The sequence below is a fragment of the Sphingopyxis lindanitolerans genome (assembly GCF_002993885.1).
Classification (GTDB): domain Bacteria; phylum Pseudomonadota; class Alphaproteobacteria; order Sphingomonadales; family Sphingomonadaceae; genus Sphingopyxis; species Sphingopyxis lindanitolerans.
In genome coordinates this window covers 4,100,219-4,118,463 of the sequence record NZ_CM009578.1, presented here as the reverse complement: position 1 = coordinate 4,118,463, position 18,245 = coordinate 4,100,219, and the positions used below count along the sequence as shown (strand labels likewise).

General features: G+C 65.8%; 21 protein-coding genes. 13 read left to right on the top strand and 8 right to left on the bottom strand.

Going from position 1 to position 18,245, the window contains the following annotated elements:
- Positions 1 to 5 precede the first annotated feature (5 nt).
- From bla to CVO77_RS19465, 3 genes are read right to left on the bottom strand one after another with little or no spacing between them, the layout of a single operon-like run.
- Positions 6 to 887, bottom strand: a complete 882-nt coding sequence (gene bla / locus CVO77_RS19475) for a class A beta-lactamase (RefSeq protein WP_106000496.1) — start codon at positions 885 to 887, stop codon at positions 6 to 8.
- Positions 887 to 1,222: a 2Fe-2S iron-sulfur cluster-binding protein gene (locus CVO77_RS19470; protein ID WP_106000495.1), complete on the bottom strand. Its 336-nt coding sequence runs from the start codon at positions 1,220 to 1,222 to the stop codon at positions 887 to 889. Before CVO77_RS19470 ends, bla begins: the two co-directional genes overlap by 1 nt.
- The gene (locus tag CVO77_RS19465; protein WP_106000494.1) at positions 1,223 to 2,314 is read right to left on the bottom strand and encodes a cysteine desulfurase family protein; all 1,092 of its coding nucleotides are present in this window, start codon (positions 2,312 to 2,314) and stop codon (positions 1,223 to 1,225) included.
- Positions 2,315 to 2,452: 138 nt separating this feature from the next.
- On the opposite strand from CVO77_RS19465, the gene CVO77_RS19460 reads away from it, so the two are divergent.
- Entirely contained in the window at positions 2,453 to 3,109 is a 657-nt protein-coding gene (locus tag CVO77_RS19460) for an alpha/beta hydrolase (RefSeq protein ID WP_106000493.1), read from the top strand.
- Positions 3,110 to 3,257: 148 nt separating this feature from the next.
- Here CVO77_RS19460 and CVO77_RS21450 read toward each other — a convergent pair whose 3' ends face one another.
- Entirely contained in the window at positions 3,258 to 3,422 is a 165-nt protein-coding gene (locus CVO77_RS21450) for a hypothetical protein (RefSeq protein WP_192878848.1), read from the bottom strand.
- Positions 3,423 to 3,534: 112 nt separating this feature from the next.
- Between CVO77_RS21450 and rpiB the strand changes: the two genes are divergently transcribed.
- The 6 genes from rpiB to CVO77_RS19430 all read left to right on the top strand — a co-directional run bounded on the left by rpiB (position 3,535) and on the right by CVO77_RS19430 (position 7,055).
- A complete protein-coding gene (gene rpiB / locus CVO77_RS19455) occupies positions 3,535 to 3,987 on the top strand; it encodes a ribose 5-phosphate isomerase B (protein ID WP_106000492.1) in 453 nt (150 codons plus the stop codon).
- Entirely contained in the window at positions 3,984 to 5,327 is a 1,344-nt protein-coding gene (glyA, locus tag CVO77_RS19450) for a serine hydroxymethyltransferase (RefSeq protein ID WP_106000491.1), read from the top strand. Before rpiB ends, glyA begins: the two co-directional genes overlap by 4 nt.
- A 4-nt stretch (positions 5,328 to 5,331) precedes the next feature.
- Positions 5,332 to 5,550, top strand: coding sequence for a hypothetical protein (locus CVO77_RS19445; RefSeq protein ID WP_106000490.1), 219 nt, complete (start codon positions 5,332 to 5,334; stop codon positions 5,548 to 5,550).
- A 3-nt stretch (positions 5,551 to 5,553) separates the two neighbouring features.
- A complete protein-coding gene (gene nrdR / locus CVO77_RS19440) occupies positions 5,554 to 6,021 on the top strand; it encodes a transcriptional regulator NrdR (protein WP_106000489.1) in 468 nt (155 codons plus the stop codon).
- Positions 6,018 to 6,770: an RNA methyltransferase gene (locus CVO77_RS19435; RefSeq protein WP_106000488.1), complete on the top strand. Its 753-nt coding sequence runs from the start codon at positions 6,018 to 6,020 to the stop codon at positions 6,768 to 6,770. The genes nrdR and CVO77_RS19435 overlap by 4 nt, the downstream gene beginning before the upstream one ends.
- A gap of 78 nt (positions 6,771 to 6,848) precedes the next feature.
- Complete coding sequence (locus CVO77_RS19430; protein WP_106000487.1) at positions 6,849 to 7,055, top strand: hypothetical protein; 207 nt, start codon at positions 6,849 to 6,851, stop codon at positions 7,053 to 7,055.
- 10 nt (positions 7,056 to 7,065) lie between these two features.
- Here the strand turns inward: CVO77_RS19430 and CVO77_RS19425 are convergent, their stop codons facing one another.
- Positions 7,066 to 7,380: a chorismate mutase gene (locus tag CVO77_RS19425; RefSeq protein WP_106000486.1), complete on the bottom strand. Its 315-nt coding sequence runs from the start codon at positions 7,378 to 7,380 to the stop codon at positions 7,066 to 7,068.
- Positions 7,381 to 7,592: 212 nt separating this feature from the next.
- Between CVO77_RS19425 and rpsD the strand changes: the two genes are divergently transcribed.
- The 5 genes from rpsD to CVO77_RS19400 all read left to right on the top strand — a co-directional run bounded on the left by rpsD (position 7,593) and on the right by CVO77_RS19400 (position 12,672).
- On the top strand, positions 7,593 to 8,204 hold the full coding sequence (gene rpsD / locus CVO77_RS19420; protein ID WP_106000485.1) for a 30S ribosomal protein S4: 612 nt from the start codon (positions 7,593 to 7,595) through the stop codon (positions 8,202 to 8,204).
- Positions 8,205 to 8,319: 115 nt separating this feature from the next.
- Positions 8,320 to 10,005: a M28 family metallopeptidase gene (locus CVO77_RS19415; RefSeq protein WP_106000484.1), complete on the top strand. Its 1,686-nt coding sequence runs from the start codon at positions 8,320 to 8,322 to the stop codon at positions 10,003 to 10,005.
- A 114-nt stretch (positions 10,006 to 10,119) separates the two neighbouring features.
- On the top strand, positions 10,120 to 11,103 hold the full coding sequence (locus CVO77_RS19410; RefSeq protein ID WP_106000483.1) for an agmatine deiminase family protein: 984 nt from the start codon (positions 10,120 to 10,122) through the stop codon (positions 11,101 to 11,103).
- 52 nt (positions 11,104 to 11,155) lie between these two features.
- Complete coding sequence (aguB, locus tag CVO77_RS19405; RefSeq protein WP_106000963.1) at positions 11,156 to 12,007, top strand: N-carbamoylputrescine amidase; 852 nt, start codon at positions 11,156 to 11,158, stop codon at positions 12,005 to 12,007.
- A gap of 20 nt (positions 12,008 to 12,027) precedes the next feature.
- Positions 12,028 to 12,672 carry an FABP family protein gene (locus tag CVO77_RS19400; RefSeq protein ID WP_106000482.1) on the top strand — a complete coding sequence of 215 codons (645 nt, stop codon included), beginning with the start codon at positions 12,028 to 12,030 and terminating at the stop codon, positions 12,670 to 12,672.
- A 66-nt stretch (positions 12,673 to 12,738) separates the two neighbouring features.
- Here the strand turns inward: CVO77_RS19400 and CVO77_RS19395 are convergent, their stop codons facing one another.
- The 3 genes from CVO77_RS19395 to CVO77_RS19385 form a co-directional block, all read right to left on the bottom strand.
- Positions 12,739 to 13,359, bottom strand: a complete 621-nt coding sequence (locus CVO77_RS19395; protein ID WP_106000481.1) for a PilZ domain-containing protein — start codon at positions 13,357 to 13,359, stop codon at positions 12,739 to 12,741.
- A gap of 253 nt (positions 13,360 to 13,612) precedes the next feature.
- A complete protein-coding gene (locus CVO77_RS19390; RefSeq protein WP_106000480.1) occupies positions 13,613 to 14,950 on the bottom strand; it encodes a sigma-54-dependent transcriptional regulator in 1,338 nt (445 codons plus the stop codon).
- A complete protein-coding gene (locus CVO77_RS19385; protein WP_106000479.1) occupies positions 14,947 to 16,701 on the bottom strand; it encodes a sensor histidine kinase in 1,755 nt (584 codons plus the stop codon). The genes CVO77_RS19390 and CVO77_RS19385 overlap by 4 nt, the downstream gene beginning before the upstream one ends.
- Before the next feature lie 207 nt (positions 16,702 to 16,908).
- On the opposite strand from CVO77_RS19385, the gene CVO77_RS19380 reads away from it, so the two are divergent.
- Positions 16,909 to 18,240, top strand: a complete 1,332-nt coding sequence (locus CVO77_RS19380) for a dicarboxylate/amino acid:cation symporter (RefSeq protein WP_242446204.1) — start codon at positions 16,909 to 16,911, stop codon at positions 18,238 to 18,240.
- Positions 18,241 to 18,245: the final 5 nt, after the last annotated feature.

The window sequence follows — 18,245 nt, the reverse complement described above, 5'->3', positions numbered from 1 at the left end:
TGCGGTCAGTCAGGCAGATTTTCGGCCACGGCACGCCCGACCTCGGCGAGGATGGCGTCGGCGGCGTCCCCGTTCACGGTCGGGCGGTCGAGATAGGCGGCGACCATATAGCGACCGCCGTCGGGCGCCTCGACAAAGGCGACGTCATTATAGGCGGTGCCGCACGATCCGGTCTTGTCCCCGGCGATCCATGCCGGCGGCAGTCCGCCGCGAAGGCGCGCACGGCCGGTCGTGCTGCCCACCAGCCAGCTTCGCAACGTCCGCCGACCATCGGCGTCCAAATAGTCGCCATAGACAAGCGTTGCGCCGCTCTTTGCCATCGCTGCGGGGCTGGTGGTGTCGCGCGGATCGCCGGGCACATTCTCGTTGAGGTCGGGCTCGGTCCGGTCGAGCCGGGTCACGGCATCGCCCATCGCGCGCATATGCCGGGTAAAGCCTGGCGGGCCGCCCGTCGCCTTGAGGATCAGATTGGCGGCGGCATTGTCGCTGATCTTGACGCTATGTTCGGCGGCAGAGCCGAGGCGCAGTTCGCCCGCCGCGAGTTGCGTCTCGCTATAGGGCGAATGCGGCAGCAGGTCGGTTTCCACGAGCGGCAGCGACGTGTCCAGCGCCAGGCCGCCGTTCGCGGCATCGTGCAGCACCTGCCCCGCAAGCAGCAGCTTGAAGGTCGAACACATCGCGAAACGCTCGTCGGCCCGCTGGCCGAAGAGCAGCCGCCCGGTGGTGTCGGTCACCGCGACGCCTAGACGCCCACCCCAGCGGCGTTCGATGGCGGTGAGCGTCCTGGCGAGGGCGGCCGAATCGCCCGTGGGTTCGCGCACCGGCTCCGACGAGGCGCAAGCCGCCGACGCCAGCAGCACGGCGGCCACAACGACCACCCGTATCATCAGCGCGGCTCCTGCATGTTGCGGCTTTCCGGCGGGATATGGACGGTCAGCCCGTCGAGGTCGTCGGTCAGGACGATCTGGCACGACAGGCGGCTCGTGCGGCGCACGCCGGCGGCGAGGTCAAGCATATCCTCCTCCATTTCGCTGGCGTCGGGCAGGCGGTCAAAATCCTCCTTGGCGACGATGACATGGCAGGTCGAGCACGCCATCTGCCCCTCGCACGTCCCTTCGAGCGGCATCAGATGCGCCTGCGCGACCGTCAAAAGGATGTCACCGGAATGGGCTTCAGCCTCTGTCCGCCCTTTGCCGTCGGCATGGATGAAAGTGACGCGCACTCAATGAACCCCTTGCAGCCGTGCGGCCTCCCTTATCGCGTTCAGCCCGTCGCGCAACTCGGCTTCGCTCGTGTAGCGCCCCCAGCCGAGACGGATCGACGCGCGCGCGTCGGCTTCACTCACCCCCATCGCGCGCAGCACATGGCTGACCTTGCCCGACCCGCTGCCGCACGCGCTGCCGAGCGAGAAGGCGACGTTTCGGGCGTCGGACATCAGGCGGAGGCCGTTCACCCCCTCGCGCCGGACGTTGAGATTGCCGTGATAGCGCGGGGTCGCGGCGCCGTTGATCGTCCATTGGGGAAGCATGTCCATCGCCAGCGACCAGAGCCGCTCGACATGCGCCGCGTCCGTGTCGAATCGCTCGGCCGCGAGCGCGGCGGCGGTGCCGAATCCGGCGCACAGCGCGGGCGAGACGGTGCCCGAGCGCATCCCCTGCTCCTGCGCGCCGCCGAGCATCAGCGGTTCGAGATCGACCCCGTCGCGCACCCACAGCGCGCCAATCCCCTTCGGCCCGTGGATCTTGTGCGCCGACAGCGCGATCAGGTCGGGGCCGTCGGGGATCGCGACGCGGCCATAGCCCTGCACCGCGTCGCAGAGCAGCAGGCTGTTCTTCGCGTGCGCGGCGGCGGCGAAATCGGCGACCGGCTGGATCGTCCCGACCTCATTGTTCACCAGCATCGTCGCGACAATGCCGTTTTCGGGGATCAGCGCCGCATCGGGCGCCAGCGCCAGCCCTTCGCCGTCGACCGGCAGGATCGCCGCGCCCAGCCGTTCGAGACATATCAACGACCCGGCATGTTCGATGCTCAATCCCGCGACGCCGCCGGGCTTCGCCTTCGCGCCGCACAGCAGCGCCCAGTTGAGCGCCTCGGTCGCGCCCGACGTGAAAAAGACGCGCCCGCCCTTCGGCAGCAGCGCCGCGACCTGGTCGCGTGCGACCTCGACCGCGGCGGCGGCGGCGCGCCCCGCCTTGTGCGCGCTCGACGGGTTGGCGAATCCGGCGCCCGCCCCCGGCCCCTCGAGCCAGCGCAGCATCGCCTCGCGCGCCTCGGGAGCGAGCGGCGTCGTGGCCTGATAGTCGAGGTAGATCATCGAACGAGAGAGTCCTTATTGCGATTGATTCGCAAAAGTTGCATGTTGCTACGGACTTTCTATATAGGCGCCATCTTCGCTCCGCCACCCCGCCAGCCGGCGATTCGGCCGAGAGCTCAAAAGATAAGAGGTGCCCCCATGCCCGACGTGATTTTCCCCGGCCCCGAGGGCCGCATCGAAGGCCGATTCTCGCCGCCACCGCGTCCGCGCGCGCCGGTCGCGCTGATTCTCCACCCACACCCGCAGGGCGGCGGCACGATGAACGACCGCATCACCCAGGCGATGTACAAAAGCTTCGTCGCGCGGGGCTTCGCGGTGCTGCGCTTCAACTTTCGCGGCGTCGGTCGCAGCCAGGGGACGTTCGACAATGGCATCGGCGAACTGAGCGACGCCGCATCCGCGCTCGACTGGGTCCAGTCGATCCATCCCGAGGCGCAGACGACGTGGATCGCGGGCTTCAGCTTTGGCGCGTGGATCGGCATGCAGCTTTTGATGCGGCGCCCCGAAATCCGCGGCTTCCTGTCGGTCGCGCCGCCGGCGAACATGTACGACTTCAGCTTCCTCGCCCCCTGCCCCTCGTCGGGAATCATCGTCGCGGGCGGACAGGACGAAATCGTGCCGCCGCCAGCGATCCAGAAGCTGGTCGACAAGCTGCGCACCCAAAAAGGCATCACGATCCACCACGACGAGATCCCGCGCGCGAACCATTTCTTCGAGCATGAACTCGACCAGTTGATGAAGTCGCTCGATAATTATCTGGATATGCGGCTCGCGCCCGATTCGCCGATTCGGTAATCAATCCTCCCCGGCATGGGGAGGGGGACCACCGAAGGTGGTGGAGGGGCAGGTGCGTCATGACGTGCCCTTTTTCGGAGCAAAGCGTAAACCGCCAGTGCCCCTCCACCATGCTTTGCATGGTCCCCCTCCCCCTGCCGGGGAGGATTCAGGTCGTCGGGATCAGCCAGATCACGACGTTCGCGAACATCACCAGCGCCGCGACCAGCATCAGCAGCGCACGCTTCCGGTCGCCGGTGCGAAAGACATAGACGGCCCCGCCGGTAAGAATGACCCCGGCGAGCATGAGCAGGGATATGATCGTGTCGGACATCGGGCGGCTTTATCGCGCGCGTCACAAATTTGCTACCTGGCTTATGGTCAATCCGGGCGGCTTCGCCTAAAGCGCGCTCATCGATTCCCTTCACCCTGCGGGAGCCGCCCCGATGCGCATCGCGATAGCCTCTGACCATGCCGCTTACGAGCTCAAGGCCGTGCTCGCCGATTGGCTGCGCGGCGAAGGGCATGATGTCGCCGACCTCGGCACCAACGGCCCCGACAGCGTCGATTATCCCGACTATGGCTACCGCCTTGCCGCCGCCGTGGCCGACGGCAGCGCCGAGCGCGGCATCGCGCTCTGCGGCTCGGGCATCGGCATCTCGATCTCGGTCAACCGCAACCCCGCCGTCCGCTGCGCGCTCGTCTCCGAACCGCTGTCGGCGAAGCTGGCGCGCGAGCATAATGACGCGAACGCCATCGCGATGGGCGCGCGGCTGACCGGCATCGACATGGCGAAGGCGTGCATCACCGCCTTCCTGACCACCGACTTCGCGGGCGACCGCCATGCGCGCCGCGTCGACAAGCTTTCCCACCCTCCCCAATTGGAGACCAGCCGATGACTACAGAAACGCTCGACAAGCCCATCAAATCGGCCGGCTATTTCACCGACGGCGTCGATATCGTCGATCCCGCCGTCGCGGCGGCGATGAAGCATGAACTCGACCGCGAACAGCATCAGATCGAACTGATCGCGTCGGAAAATATCGTCTCCAAGGCGGTTCTCGAGGCGCAGGGCAGCGTCTTCACCAATAAATATGCCGAAGGCTATCCGGGCAAGCGCTATTATCAGGGGTGCGGTCCGTCGGACGAGGTCGAGACTCTCGCGATCGATCGCGCCAAGAAATTGTTCGACTGCAATTTCGCCAACGTCCAGCCGCACTCGGGCGCGCAGGCGAACGGCGCCGTCATGCTCGCGCTGACCAAGCCCGGCGCGACGATCATGGGCATGAGCCTCGATGCGGGCGGGCATTTGACCCACGGCGCGGCGCCGGCGATGTCGGGCAAATGGTATAATGCCATCCAATATGGCGTGCGCGCCGACGACCATCTCGTCGATTTCGACCAGGTCGAGGCACTGGCGAAGGAACATCGCCCCTCGCTGATCATCGCGGGCGGCTCGGCCTATCCGCGCACGCTCGACTTCGCGCGCTTTCGCGCCATCGCCGATGACGTCGGCGCGCTGCTGATGGTCGACATGGCGCATTTCGCGGGGCTGGTCGCGGGCGGCGCGCACCCCTCACCGATGGAACATGCGCATGTCGTCACCACGACGACGCACAAGACGCTGCGCGGCCCGCGCGGCGGCATGATCCTGACCAATGACGAAGCGATCGCCAAGCGGATCAACTCGGCGGTCTTCCCCGGCCTGCAGGGCGGCCCGCTAGTCCATGTCATCGCCGCCAAGGCGGTGGCGTTCGGCGAAGCGCTGCGCCCCGAGTTCAAGGCCTATGCCAAAGCGACGATCGCCAACGCGCAGGCGCTGGCGAACCGGCTGAAGGCGCGCGGCGCCGATGTCGTCGCGGGCGGCACCGACACCCATCTCGCGCTGATCGACCTGCGCCCGCTCGGCATCACCGGCCGCGACGCCGACGAGGCGCTCGAACGCAGCGCGATCACCTGCAACAAGAATGGTGTCCCCTTCGATCCGCTGCCGCCGGTCAAGACCAGCGGCATCCGCGTCGGATCGCCCGCAGGCACGACGCGCGGCTTCGGAGTCGCCGAGTTCGAGGCGATCGGCGACATGGTAGCTGATGTTCTGGAAGCACTTCGAGATAAGCATGTCCTGAGCGACGCCGCAGGCGGCGTCGAAGGGGGCGAGCATGGCGACGCCGATGTCGAAGCCGATGTTCGGGGCCGCGTCCGCGCGCTGTGCGAGCGTTTCCCCATCTATCAGGGATAAGGTGATGGCGCGGCAGCACCCCGAGGAACCGACGCTGGTCGAACTGACGATCGAGGAGGTCAAGGCGATGGGCAAGCAGGGCATGTCCCACCCCTCGACGCGCCCGGTGCTCACCGGCGGCGCGGTCGGTGCAGTCGCGGGCATCCTGCTGCCCGTCGTCAGCTGGCCTGTCGGCCTGCTCGCGGGTGCCGCCATCGCGCTGTATACGCGGGTGAAACGCTGACCCATGCGCTGCCCCTATTGCGGACATGAAGACAGCCAGGTGAAGGACAGCCGCCCGACCGAGGACGGCGCCGCGATCCGCCGCCGCCGCCAGTGCGAGGATTGCGGGGCGCGCTTCACCACTTTCGAGCGTATCCAGCTTCGCGACGTCGCGGTGCTGAAGGCGGGCGGCGGACGCGAGCCCTTCGACCGCGAGAAGCTGATGCGCAGCGTCCAGATCGCCTGCCGCAAGCGCCCGATCGACGGCGCGCGCATCGAACGGCTCGTCTCGGGTATCCAGCGCCAACTCGAAACCTCGGGCGATAATGAGGTGCAGGCGGCACAGATCGGCGCGATGGTGATGGAAGCGCTCAAGGGCTTCGACAATGTCGCCTATATCCGCTTCGCCAGCGTCTATCGCGATTTCACCGAAGCCAAGGATTTCGAGGAATTCGCGTCGTCGATCACCGAGGCGGCACGGCCGAGCAAATGAAAGCGGCCGCCCCGCCCCCGATCATCGTGCTTGTCCGCCCGCAGCTTGGCGAGAATATCGGCAAGGCGGCGCGCGCGATGCTCAATTTCGGGCTCACCGAACTCCGCCTCGTCGCCCCGCGCGACGGCTGGCCCAACCCCGACGCCGGGCCGGCGGCATCGGGCGCCGATGTCGTGCTTGCCGAGGCCAAGGTCTTTGACAGCCTCGCCGACGCGGTTAGCGACTGCACGACGATCTATGCCACCACCGTGCGCAAGCGCGGGGTGAGCAAACCGGTGCTGACGCCCGCGGCGGCCGCGGCCGAAGTCTGCGCGAGCGCGGGCCGGTCGGCCTATGTCTTCGGGGCCGAGCGGTCGGGGCTGGAAACCGACGATGTCGCGCTGGCCCACGCGATCGTCACCGTTCCGATCAATCCCGAATTCAGCTCGCTCAACCTTGCGCAGGCGGTGATCCTGCTCGCCTATGAATGGTCGAAACATGCCCCGAGCGAGGCCGAGGGGGGCATCGCGCTGGCGAGCCCGCCCGACGGGCCGATCGCCGCGCCCGCGCCGCACGCCGAGATGGAAGAATTGATCCGGCATTTCGTTCGCGACCTCGATACGGCGGGCTATTTCTTTCCCGCCGACCGGACGGCGGCGACGCTGCGCACCTTGCGCACCACCCTGACGAAGACGGGCTGGTCGCATAATGACATCCGAATGATGCACGGCATCATCACGGCCCTTGGCCGCAAGAAAAAAGGATTGTAAGGGCCGCCATCTTCAAATTCGGGGCCTTTTATGATCGCTACATTATTTTCTCTCGCTCTCGCGGCGTCGTCGTCCAACATGACGGCCACCGATAGCGCCCCCACGCATGGGATCGACGAACAGTCGGCCAAGCCCGCGAAGCCCAAGCGGGTTTGCGAAAAGGTTGGAATGTCGGGCAGCAATATCCCCAAGCGCATATGCCGCACGATCACGCCGCCGGCCGCACCGGCCAAGGAGGCCTCGCGCGTCGATCAGGCCCAGCCGGACGGCAGCACAACCAACTGAAACGCGCGGATCAGCGATTCGCGCGAATCTGGTCCCACATGATCATTTCATGCGCGATCGACTGTTCGACCAGCTCGTTCCACACCGCGCGAAGTCGTTCGGGCGTCAGCCCGGCGGCTTCGGCCGCGCGCACGACATTGTCGAGAACCTGGGCCTTGCGCGCTTCGTCGCGGACGGTGCCGCGCTCGGTCTTGATGCGCGCGGCGGCGTCCATATAACCAAAGCGACGGACGAGCAGCGCGACCAGCGCGCGGTCGACTTCGTCGACTCCGACGCGGACCTCGGTCATCGTTTCGCAGTGTTCGGGAAGTTTGGCGACGGTCATGTGCGCTGCCTTTAGCGGCTTTTTCCGCGCTGTCGAGGCATCGCGCCGATACGCGCGCCGCGCTTGACTTTCCGCGCCTCCCCGTCTAACCGCGCGCCTTCGCAATGGACCCCGCACCCCGGTGAAGCGGCGGTCGCATATGGCATCTGCCCATATGGTGCGACCCGGGAACCGCCGAAATCCTTCGGCACACAGCATATTGGAGACGACATATGTCGAAGCGCCAGAGCGCCAAGTATAAACTCGACCGCCGGATGGGCGAGAACATCTGGGGTCGCCCCAAGAGCCCGGTCAACCGCCGCGAATATGGCCCCGGCCAGCACGGTCAGCGCCGCAAGGGCAAGATGTCGGATTTCGGCATCCAGCTTCGCGCCAAGCAGAAGCTGAAGGGCTATTACGGCGACATCACCGAAAAGCAGTTCAAGAAGAATTATTTCGAAGCGTCGCGCATGAAGGGCGACACCGGACAGAATCTGATCGGCCTGCTCGAACGCCGCCTCGACGCGGTCGTCTATCGCTCGAAGTTCACGCCGACCATCTTCTCGGCGCGCCAGCTCGTCAGCCACGGTCACGTCTATGTCAACGGCGTGAAGTGCAACGTCGCCAGCCGCCTCGTGAAGCCGGGTGACGAAATCACCCTCGGCAAGAAGGCGCAGGAAATGGCGCTGGTCGCCGAAGCGCAGAGCCTGCCCGAGCGTGACCTGCCCGAATATCTGGCGATCGACGGCACCAAGGCGACCTATGTCCGCGTGCCCACGCTCGACGAAGTGCCCTATCCGGTGAAGATGGAGCCGAATCTAGTCGTCGAATTCTATTCGCGCTGATCTGGTTTCGACCGAAACGATTTCAGGGGGGCGGTCCGAAAGGGCCGCCCTTCTTGCATCGGGGCCGCGCGGCTGGCACAAGCCCGTCGTCGCAAACGAAATTCAAGGACATTGCATGCTTCGTTTTCCCCGAACTGCCGCGGCTTTCGCGGTTCTTCTTTCCGTTGCCGCGTGCAGCGGCGCCGACAAGGCGGCTGGCCCCGACGCGGCTTCGCTCCCCGACGTCCAGTTCCCCGAGCTGTCGCTGCAGACGTTGCAGTCGGTGACGAAGGAACTCTCGTCGGACGCCTATGAAGGCCGCGCGCCGGGCACCGCGGGCGAGGAAAAGACCCTCGCCTATCTGATCAAGCAGTTCGAGGAAGCCGGCCTCAAGCCCGGCAACAACGGCAAGTGGACGCAGGACGTACCGCTGGTCGAGATCACCGCGAAGAACGCGACGCCGCTGAGCTTCACCGGCGGCAAGGCGCCGGTCACGCTGAACTATGGTGATGATTATGTCGCCTTCAGCTATCGCGTGCAGCCCAAGACCGCGATCAAGGACAGCGACGTCGTCTTCGTCGGCTATGGCATCAACGCCCCCGAAAAGGGCTGGAACGATTATGCCGGGCTCGACGTCAAGGGCAAGACCGTCATCATCCTCGTCAACGATCCCGACTGGCAGACCCCCGAAGCCAAGGGTGAGTTCAACGGCCGCGCGATGACCTATTATGGCCGCTGGACCTATAAATATGAGGAAGCGGCGCGCCAGGGCGCGGCCGCGGCGCTGATCGTCCACGACACCGAACCCGCCGCCTATGGCTGGAACGTCGTGGAAAGCAGCAACACCGGCACCCAATATCTCGCCGAGACCAAGAATGGCGGCGCCGACCAGACCGCGGCGAATGGCTGGATTCAGCTCGGCAAGGCGAAGGAATTGCTCGCCAGCGCGGGCCAGGATTTCGACAAGCTGCGCGCCGCCGCGGGCAAGAAGGGCTTCAAGGCGGTGGCGCTGACCGGCGTGAAGGCGGCGTTCGGCTTCGACAACCAGATCGCGAAGAAGATGTCGCATAACGTCATCGGCGTCCTGCCGGGCGCGAAGCGCCCCGACGAATATGTCCTCTATACCGCGCACTGGGACCATCTCGGCCGCTGCACGCCAGTGAACGGCGACGATATCTGCAACGGCGCGGTCGACAATGCGACCGGGGTCGCGGGACTCGTGACCCTCGCGCAGGCCTATAAGAAAGCGCCGGCGCCCGACCGCAGCGTCGTCTTCCTGGCGGTGACGGCCGAGGAATCGGGCCTGCTCGGCTCGCAATATTATGCCGACAATCCGGTCTTCCCGCTCGCCGAGACGGTCGGCGGCGTGAATATGGACGCGCTGAACCCGAACGGCCCGGCGAAGGACATCGTCGTCGTCGGCCGCGGCAAGTCGGATCTCGACTCCTATCTGGAAAAGATCGCCAAGGCGGCGAAGGTCGCGATCGTCGACGAACCGACGCCCGAGAAGGGCTTCTATTACCGCTCCGACCATTTCAGCTTTGCCAAGCACGGCGTCCCCTTCTTCAACTTCGGGGCCGGCGAAGATCTGGTCGACGGCGGCAAGGAAGCCGGCAAGAAGGCGGCGGAAGATTATGAGAAGAACCGCTACCACGCGCCGGGCGACGAATATGCGGCGATCAAGAATTGGGACGGCATGCTCGCCGATCTCAAGCTCTTCTATGCCGCAGGCCGCATGCTCGCCTCGACCGACGCCTGGCCGAACTGGGTGAAGGGCGACGAGTTCCGCGCCGCACGCGACAAGTCGCGCCCGGCGAAATAAAGACCTCGCCATTGCGAGCGAAGCGAAGCAATCCAGGGCGGCCAGCCGCCCTGGATTGCCGCGTCGCTCCGCTCCTCGCCATGACGAGCGTGTCGGACGGAGGACCAAGGCTCAATGACGCTGCGCATGCCTGCCGAATGGGCGCCGCACGAAGCCGTGTGGATCGGCTTTCCGCACCTCGACGCCGAATGGGCGGGCCGGATCGATGCCGCGCGCGCCGACGTCGCCGCCTTTGCCAACGCCGTGCATGACGGCGGCCGCGGCGAAGAGGTGCGGCTGGTCGTCAACGACGAGCATCAGGCGGGCATCGCCGCCGGGCTCGTCGCAGCGGGCGTGCGCATATTCGTCCAGCCGCTCGGCGACATCTGGCTGCGGGACACCGGGCCGATCGTCGCGGGCACTGGCGCGGCGCGGCGGGCGCGCAATTTCCAATTCAACTGGTGGGGCGAAAAATTCGTCATGCCGGGGGATCGGGAAATCGGCGCCGCGCTCGCGCACAGCGGCGGGCTTCCGGTCGACGATCAGGACTGGGTGCTCGAAGGCGGCGGCATCGACGTCGACGGCACCGGGCTGTGCGTCACGACCGAGGAATGCCTCCTCAACCTCAACCGCAATCCGACACTGACGCGCGAGGATATTGCGGTTCGGCTGCACCAGTCGCTCGGCATCGAACGGCTGCTGTGGCTCGGCAAGGGGCTGATCGGCGATCACACCGACGGCCATGTCGACAATCTGGCGCGCTTCGTCGGCGAAGGCCGGCTCGCGATCCCGGTCGCGGCGGGCGACGATGATCCCAATGCCGAAATCTATGCCGACGCGCGGGCGCGAGCGGCGGCATTCGGCGAGGTTGAGATCATCGACCTCCCCTCACCCGGCCGCGTCGAACTGGATGGCGAGATTGCGGCGGCGAGTTATATGAATTTCTATATCGGCAACAGCGTCGTGGTCGTCCCGACCTATGGCGTCGCCAATGACGCCGCCGCGGTCGATGCCCTCGCCGCGCTCTTTCCCGGCCGCCGCGCCATGGGCGTGTCGGCGCGCGGGATCCTCGTCGGCGGCGGCAGCTTTCATTGTTCGAGCCAGCAGCTTCCGAAATAGCGCCAGCCGCTTTTGCGCTGGCAAGATGCGCGGCCTCGCCTATATCCGCTCCATGACCCGCACGATCACCGTCGCCGCGTTGCAGCTTGCGCTCCCCGGCCCTGCCCAACCGAACATCGATGCGGTCACCGCGCTCGTCGAGGAGGCCGCCGGACAAGGCGCGCAGATCATCCTGCCGCCCGAACTTTTCGAGGGTCCCTATTTCTGCCAGGTCGAGGAGGAAGCGCTGTTCGCCGGCGCGCACCCCACCACCGACCATCCGAGCGTCGTCGCGATGCAATCGCTTGCCGCCAAGCTCAAGGTCGCGATCCCGACGAGTTTTTTCGAAAAAGACGGCCCGCATTATTACAACAGTCTCGCGATGATCGGCCCCGACGGCGCCATTATGGGGACGTATCGCAAGAGCCACATTCCCGACGGCCCCGGCTATGAAGAGAAATATTATTTCCGCCCCGGCAACACCGGCTTCAAGGTCTGGGATATTTTCGGGACGCGCATCGGCGTCGGCGTCTGCTGGGACCAATGGTATCCCGAATGCGCGCGCGCGATGGCGCTGATGGGCGCCGAACTGCTTTTCTATCCGACCGCGATCGGATCCGAACCCTATGATGCCGACCTCGACACCAGCCGCATGTGGCGCCGCGCGATGCAGGGGCATGCGGTGTCGAACTGCATGCCGGTGATCGCCGCGAACCGGATCGGCGCCGAGGGCGACGCCAATTTCTATGGCCACAGCTTCATCACCGACGAATGGGGCGACCTGACACAGGCGTTCGGCGCAAGCGAGAGTGGCGTCCTGGTCGAGACGATCGACCTCGACCGCGCCGCGAAGCACCGCGCGGGAATGGGCTTTTTCCGCGACCGCCGACCGCAACTCTATGGGCGTCTGGCCGAAGACATCTGACAAGCCGTAAAGGGGACAGCATGGACATACCCGACGACATCTTCACCGAACCCGAGGACGTCGACCCCGACACGCTCGCCAATCTTGGTCCGCTGCGGCGGCTCGCGGGCATCTGGGAGGGAACACGCGGCGTCGATGTGAACCCCAAGGCCGACGGCCCCGAGACGCGCGAATATTACGAGCGGATCGAGATGCAGCCGATCGACCCGCAGGCGAACGGACCGCAGCTTTTCTATGGCCTGCGCTACCATGTCCGCATCAACACACGCGAGGAGGACATCGCCTTCCACGATCAGGTCGGCTATTGGCTTTATGAAGCCGCGACGGGCCTGATCCTCCAGACCCTCGCCATCCCGCGCGGCCAGATTGCCATCGCCGCGGGGCATGCGAAGCCCGATGCGAAGCAACTGACCCTCAAGGCGACACGCGGACAAACCGAATATGGCATCTGCTCGACGACCTTCCTCGAACTCGCCTTCCGCACCGACAGTTACGAATTGGCCGTCGATTTTCATGACGATGGATCGTGGAGCTATGTCTCCGACACGATGCTGATGGTGAAGGGCGCGGCCGAACCGTTCCGGCACCGCGACCATAACCGGCTGACCAAGATCGCCGAACCCGACCTCAACCCCTGGGCCAGAATCGTGAAGGGCGCGGCTTAAAATCCTCTCGGAATAAAAACCCTGTTCCCCCGCGAAAGCGGGGGCACGATCACGCTTGATCCCGCTCTAATTCTGAAAGCGGTGGATACTTTCGAGGTCGGCGCGGTCGAGCGGTTGGGTCAGCCACAGGCCGCCACGCGTCCCGCGCGACCAGCGCACGATCGCCTTGCGGCGGATTCCGCTCGCCAGCACGAGGTCGAGTTCCTTGCCGACCTCCAGATGGCCGTCGTGGACGAAACCCGCGCCGCTTTGCGACAGGTCGACGAGTTCGATCTCGCTCGTTCCTTCGTCGGTCACCGCCTGCGCGCTGGTGTGCACCGGCAAACGCGGCTGGCGATAGCCACTCGCGCGCTGCTCGGCCGCGAGCCGCTTGAGCACGTCGGCAACATCGACCTCCTCGTCGAACGCGACGCCGCAGCGACCGCCTTCGGACCACACGACCTTGCCGCGTACGGCCACCGCATCCGAAAGCGCGATTTCGAGCTTTTCGCCGACCGCGATCGGCACATCGGCGGCGAGCATCATGCCATTGTCCGACATGTTGCGCACGCGCCACAGGCCGACGTCGCCATCGCGCTTGACCTTCGCGATGCGCCACACGGTGCGATAGCGGTCGGCGCCGCGGCGGTCGGTTTCGCTCGCTGTTTGCGGTTGGGGCGTCGCGTTGGAGAGGAGCGATTTCTTCATGCCATCCTCGTTGAAAGCAGCACCGGTAGAGCGGGACAATGTCATAACATACTCAACATACATCGGTACTGGCGCCGAATATTAGCGAAATTTCGCAAAATATTCAATGGCGCTGCGAACCATAGTTAACACATATTCAACGAACTGGCCTTCGCATGGACAACCATGACAGGCGATTATGAATAAAATCCCCATTTTGCAGAATTTAACGGCACCATCGTGGCAGTATTAAGCACCCGCCGCCGGAACCGCCTCAGCCCCGATATATCTTCGGATCGATGCCGTGACGCGCGATCTTGTCGTAGAGCGTCTTGCGCGGGATACGCAGGAACGCCAGCGTCGCCGCGATATCGCCCCCCGCACTCGCCAGCGCGTCGCGGATCGCGTGCGCCTCGAATTGCGCCACCCGTTCGGGAAGCGCCGGAGGGATTTCGCCATCGCCCAGCGCCGGGGTGTCGAGCCCCAACACCTCGCTATAGGCGAAGTTGCGAAGCTCGCGGACATTGCCCGGCCAGTCATGTTCGATCAGATGCCGACGCGCGGCGTCGCCGAGGGTGAAGTCGGGTGCGCCCATCCGGCCGGTCGCTTCCTCGACGAAGGACGCAAAAAGTTGCGGGATGTCGGCCTTGCGCTCGCGAAGCGGCGGTATCCGCAGCCGCACGACGTTGAGGCGATAGAAAAGATCCTCGCGAAACTCGCCGGCGCGCACCGCTTGCTGGAGGTCGCGGCGCGATGATGCGACGATACGCAGGTCGACCGCACGCGGTTCGGCCGCGCCGATCGGCCGGATCTTGCGCTCCTCGACGACGCGAAGCAGCATCGACTGGATCGCGAGCGGCATATTGTCGATGCCGTCGAGGAACAGGGTGCCGCGATGGCTCTGCTCGATCCGCCCCTCGCGCGCGATCGGACCATAGCCGACGGCGCCGCGATCATGGCCGAACAGTTCGACCTCGGCGAGCCCTTCGGGAAGCGCGCCGCAATCGACCGCGATGAACGGGCGGCCCGACCGCGGCCCCTTGCGATGGAGGAGCAGCGCCGCAAGTTCCTTGCCCGTCCCCGTCTCGCCTTCGACGAGGACGTCGATGTCGGCGCGCGCGATCTGGACGATCGTCGCGCGCAGTTGCGCCATCACCGGGCTGTCGCCGATCAGCGGGCTGTCGACGCTGGTTTCGGCGGCGGCGCGCAGCATCCGGTTGTCGAGGATCAGGCGCCGCGATTCGAGCGCCTTGCGAACCGCCGCGATCAGGTGATCGGTTGCATAGGGCTTCGCCAGGAAATCGAATGCCCCGTCCTTCAGCGCGCCGATCGCCATCGGCACGTCGGCGTGCCCGGTGATCAGGATAACCGGGATTTCGGGGTCGATCGCCCGGATGCGCGCGAAGAATTCGAGCCCGTCGAGACGCGGCATGCGGATATCGGTGACCACCGCACCGCTGAAGGCGTCGTCGATGGCGGCAAGCGCCGTCTCGGCATCGGCGAAGGCGCGGACCTCGATATCGGCGAGTTCGAGCGACTGCACCGTCGCCGCGCGCAAGGCGTCGTCGTCATCGACGAAAATGACCTGCTGGCGAGTCACGAATTCACTCATGCGCGGCGGACCTCCAGCCGGAAAGCCGCGCCGCCGAGCGGCGACGCGACGCTGTCGAGCGCGCCGCCAAATTCGCGTGCGATGTCGCGCGCGATGCCAAGCCCCAGCCCGAGCCCATCAGCCTTGCCGGTGACGAAAGGGGTGAAAAGATTGTCGGCGACGTCGGGGGCGACCCCCGGTCCATTGTCGGCGACGGTGATGACGATCCCGTCTTCCGCCCGCGTTTCGATGCGGATGCACGGATCGGGATGGCCGGTCAGCGCGTCGAGCGCATTTTGGAGCAGATTGACCAGAATTTGTTCGAGCCGCACGCGGTCGGCGATGCAGCGCATCCCCGGCGCTTCGCCGACGCGTTCGACCATGACGCCATGTTCGCGGATGCGATCGCCGACGAGCAGCAGCGCGCCATCGATCACCCGCGCGATCTCGACCGGGCCGAGCGCGGGCGTGCTGCGCCGCGCGAAACTGCGCAGTTCGGCGATGATCGCGGCGATCCGCTCGGTCAGCGCGACGATCGTCCCGATATTGTCGCGCGCCCTGCCCGGCTCGCCGCGGTCGAGGAAAGTGCCGGCATTTTCGGCAAAACCGCGGATCGCCGCGACCGGCTGATTGATCTCGTGCGCGACGCCCGCCGTAATCTGCCCGATCGTCCCCAGGCGGCTCGCCTGCGACAATTCCTCGCGCGCCGCGCGGAATCGCCGGTTGGCCTCGACCAGGTCGGCGGTGCGCGCCGCCACCTCGACCTCCAGCATGTGCCGCGACTCCTCCTGCAATCGCTGTTTCTCGCGCGCGCGGAACACCCAGGTCAAAAGCGCGGCGAGCAGGATGAAGGCGATCAGGATCGCGGTGCGCGCTGTCGCGTTGGCGCTCGCCTCGGCAGGCGCCAACGGCTGAAAGGCATGCAGCCGTGCTCCGGCCATCGGCACCCGAACCGCCGCCTCGCGGTAACGGGCGTCGCCGTTCGCCCAGGTTGCGCCGTCCCTTGTCAGGGGGAGCGGAGTAAGCGGCAGATTGCCGAATTGCAGCACCGCGCGAATAGCGGCTCGCGTCTGCTCGTCGATCGGTGCGAGCGTGCGGAAACGCCAGTCGGGGCGGCTGGTGATGATGATCACGCCGTGGTCGTCGGTGACGAAAGTGGCGAGCGGCTGGCGCGCCCATTCGGCTTCGAGCCGGTCGAACTCGACCTTGACGACGATCACGCCCAGCGTCCGGCCGCCTTCCTCGACCCGGCGCGCGATGAACAGACCGGGCCGACCGCTGACGGTGCCGAGCGCGAACAATTCGGCGCCGCCCTTTGCCATGGCGTCGCGGAAATAGGGACGAAAGCCATAATTCTGGCCGACGAAGCTCTGCGGGCGGCGCCAGTTGCTCGCCGCGATCGTCCGGCCGTCGCGCGCGATCAGATAGATCACCGCGGCATCGGTTCGATCGGCGAGCAGTTCGAGCTTGTCGTTCATCCGCCGCGCCGCCGCGGCATCGCCGCTGCCCAGCACGGTCCGCACATCGGGATATTCGGTGAGCACCAGCGGGAGCAGGCGAAATTTCTGAAGCTCTCCGGCCAGCCGGCGCGACGCGCTTCGCGCCTGCTGTTCGGCGGCGGCATCGGACGCGACGCGCGCATGGCCCGCCGCCCAGCCGAAGGCGGCAGCCGCGATCATCGCCAGCAGCAGCAGCGCGAGCAACGCCGCCCAGACCAGGCGCCGACCAGCACCCGGCGCGCGCGAATCATCAAAGGAAGCGGAGGAGGCCATATGTGCGGATTATCGCACATATGAAGAGATGATAAGCGAAAAATCGCACAGACAAAATGAGAAACTATCACCTGCCCGCCCACAACGGCTTTATTTTCCGTCCTTTTTCGGATGATGCGAAGGTCGTGGACCGACGCTGGGGTCGGCCATAATTTTGAGGAAGCAGCGGCGAAAGGCCGCGCTCGGGAGGATGAACGCGTGGCAGCCATCATAATCGACGGGACCGGACAGGCGCGGGCGGGAGCGACACCGCTCTACCGTCACCTCTATGTCCAGGTTCTCGCCGCCATTTTCCTGGGCGCGATCATCGGCCATTTCTGGCCCGCGTGGGGCGAAGCGCTGAAACCGCTCGGCGATGGATTCATCAAGCTGGTGAAGATGATCATCAGCCCGGTGATCTTCCTCACCGTCGTGACCGGCATCGCGGGCATGAAGGAAATCGCCTCGGTCGGTCGCGTCGCAGGCAAGGCTTTTGCCTATTTCCTCGTCTTCTCGACGCTGGCGCTGATCGTCGGGCTGTGCATCGCGAATCTGATCCAGCCGGGCGCGGGGATGAACATCGATCCCGCGACCCTCAACGCCGGCGCGATCGCCGACTTCGACAAGAAAGCGCATGAAGCGAGCCTGACGGGCTTCCTGCTCGAGATTATTCCGACGACCTTTCTGTCCGCCTTCACCGAAGGCTCGATCCTCCAGACGCTGTTCGTCGCGATCCTGTTCGGCCTGTCGCTGTCGATGGTCGGCAAGCCCGGCGAGCCGGTACTCGACCTGCTCGAACGCATCGGCGTCGTCGTCTTCCGCCTCGTCGGCCTGTTGATGCGCGCCGCGCCCATCGGGGCGTTCGGCGCGATCGCGTTCACGATCGGCAAATATGGCGTCGGCTCGCTCGTCAACCTGGGGCAACTCGTCGCGACTTTCTACCTGACCTCGCTGATCTTCGTTCTCGGCGTGCTCGGCACGGTCGCGCGGCTCAACGGCTTTTCGATCCTGAAGCTCTGCCGCTATCTCAAGGCCGAACTGCTGCTCGTGCTCGGCACCTCCTCGTCCGAAGCCGCGCTGCCGAGCCTGATCGAAAAGATGGAGCGCGCGGGCTGTGAGAAATCGGTCGTCGGGCTCGTCATCCCGACCGGCTACAGCTTCAATCTCGACGGCACCAACATCTATATGACGCTCGCCGCGCTGTTCATCGCGCAGGCCTGCAACGTCGACCTGTCGCTCGGCGACCAGATCGCGCTGCTGCTCGTCGCGATGATCAGTTCGAAGGGCGCCGCGGGGGTCACCGGCGCGGGCTTCATCACGCTCGCCGCGACACTGTCGATCGTGCCGTCGGTTCCGGTGGCGGGCATGGCGCTGATCCTCGGCATCGACCGCTTCATGTCGGAATGCCGAAGCCTCACCAATTTCATCGGCAATGCGGTCGCGACGGTCGTCGTCGCCCGCTGGGACAATGCGCTCGACCGCGATCAGTTGCGGTTGGCGCTGGACGGCGGCGCGGCGTCTCCACTGGCCGCGCCGCCCGTCGAACAGGACATGGATTGAAGGCC

Excerpts from the sequence above, each read along its gene's own strand:
- aguB (WP_106000963.1), top strand. The coding sequence starts at position 11,156 with ATGACCCGCACGATCACCGTCGCCGCGTTGCAGCTTGCGCTCCCCGGC.
- CVO77_RS19435 (WP_106000488.1), top strand. The coding sequence starts at position 6,018 with ATGAAAGCGGCCGCCCCGCCCCCGATCATCGTGCTTGTCCGCCCGCAG.
- rpsD (WP_106000485.1), top strand. The coding sequence starts at position 7,593 with ATGTCGAAGCGCCAGAGCGCCAAGTATAAACTCGACCGCCGGATGGGC.
- CVO77_RS19460 (WP_106000493.1), top strand. The coding sequence starts at position 2,453 with ATGCCCGACGTGATTTTCCCCGGCCCCGAGGGCCGCATCGAAGGCCGA.
- nrdR (WP_106000489.1), top strand. The coding sequence starts at position 5,554 with ATGCGCTGCCCCTATTGCGGACATGAAGACAGCCAGGTGAAGGACAGC.
- glyA (WP_106000491.1), top strand. The coding sequence starts at position 3,984 with ATGACTACAGAAACGCTCGACAAGCCCATCAAATCGGCCGGCTATTTC.
- CVO77_RS19400 (WP_106000482.1), top strand. The coding sequence starts at position 12,028 with ATGGACATACCCGACGACATCTTCACCGAACCCGAGGACGTCGACCCC.
- CVO77_RS21450 (WP_192878848.1), bottom strand. The coding sequence starts at position 3,422 with ATGTCCGACACGATCATATCCCTGCTCATGCTCGCCGGGGTCATTCTT.
- rpiB (WP_106000492.1), top strand. The coding sequence starts at position 3,535 with ATGCGCATCGCGATAGCCTCTGACCATGCCGCTTACGAGCTCAAGGCC.
- CVO77_RS19430 (WP_106000487.1), top strand. The coding sequence starts at position 6,849 with ATGACGGCCACCGATAGCGCCCCCACGCATGGGATCGACGAACAGTCG.
- CVO77_RS19385 (WP_106000479.1), bottom strand. The coding sequence starts at position 16,701 with ATGGCCTCCTCCGCTTCCTTTGATGATTCGCGCGCGCCGGGTGCTGGT.
- CVO77_RS19445 (WP_106000490.1), top strand. The coding sequence starts at position 5,332 with ATGGCGCGGCAGCACCCCGAGGAACCGACGCTGGTCGAACTGACGATC.
- CVO77_RS19425 (WP_106000486.1), bottom strand. The coding sequence starts at position 7,380 with ATGACCGTCGCCAAACTTCCCGAACACTGCGAAACGATGACCGAGGTC.
- CVO77_RS19415 (WP_106000484.1), top strand. The coding sequence starts at position 8,320 with ATGCTTCGTTTTCCCCGAACTGCCGCGGCTTTCGCGGTTCTTCTTTCC.
- CVO77_RS19465 (WP_106000494.1), bottom strand. The coding sequence starts at position 2,314 with ATGATCTACCTCGACTATCAGGCCACGACGCCGCTCGCTCCCGAGGCG.
- CVO77_RS19395 (WP_106000481.1), bottom strand. The coding sequence starts at position 13,359 with ATGAAGAAATCGCTCCTCTCCAACGCGACGCCCCAACCGCAAACAGCG.
- CVO77_RS19410 (WP_106000483.1), top strand. The coding sequence starts at position 10,120 with ATGACGCTGCGCATGCCTGCCGAATGGGCGCCGCACGAAGCCGTGTGG.
- CVO77_RS19390 (WP_106000480.1), bottom strand. The coding sequence starts at position 14,950 with ATGAGTGAATTCGTGACTCGCCAGCAGGTCATTTTCGTCGATGACGAC.
- bla (WP_106000496.1), bottom strand. The coding sequence starts at position 887 with ATGATACGGGTGGTCGTTGTGGCCGCCGTGCTGCTGGCGTCGGCGGCT.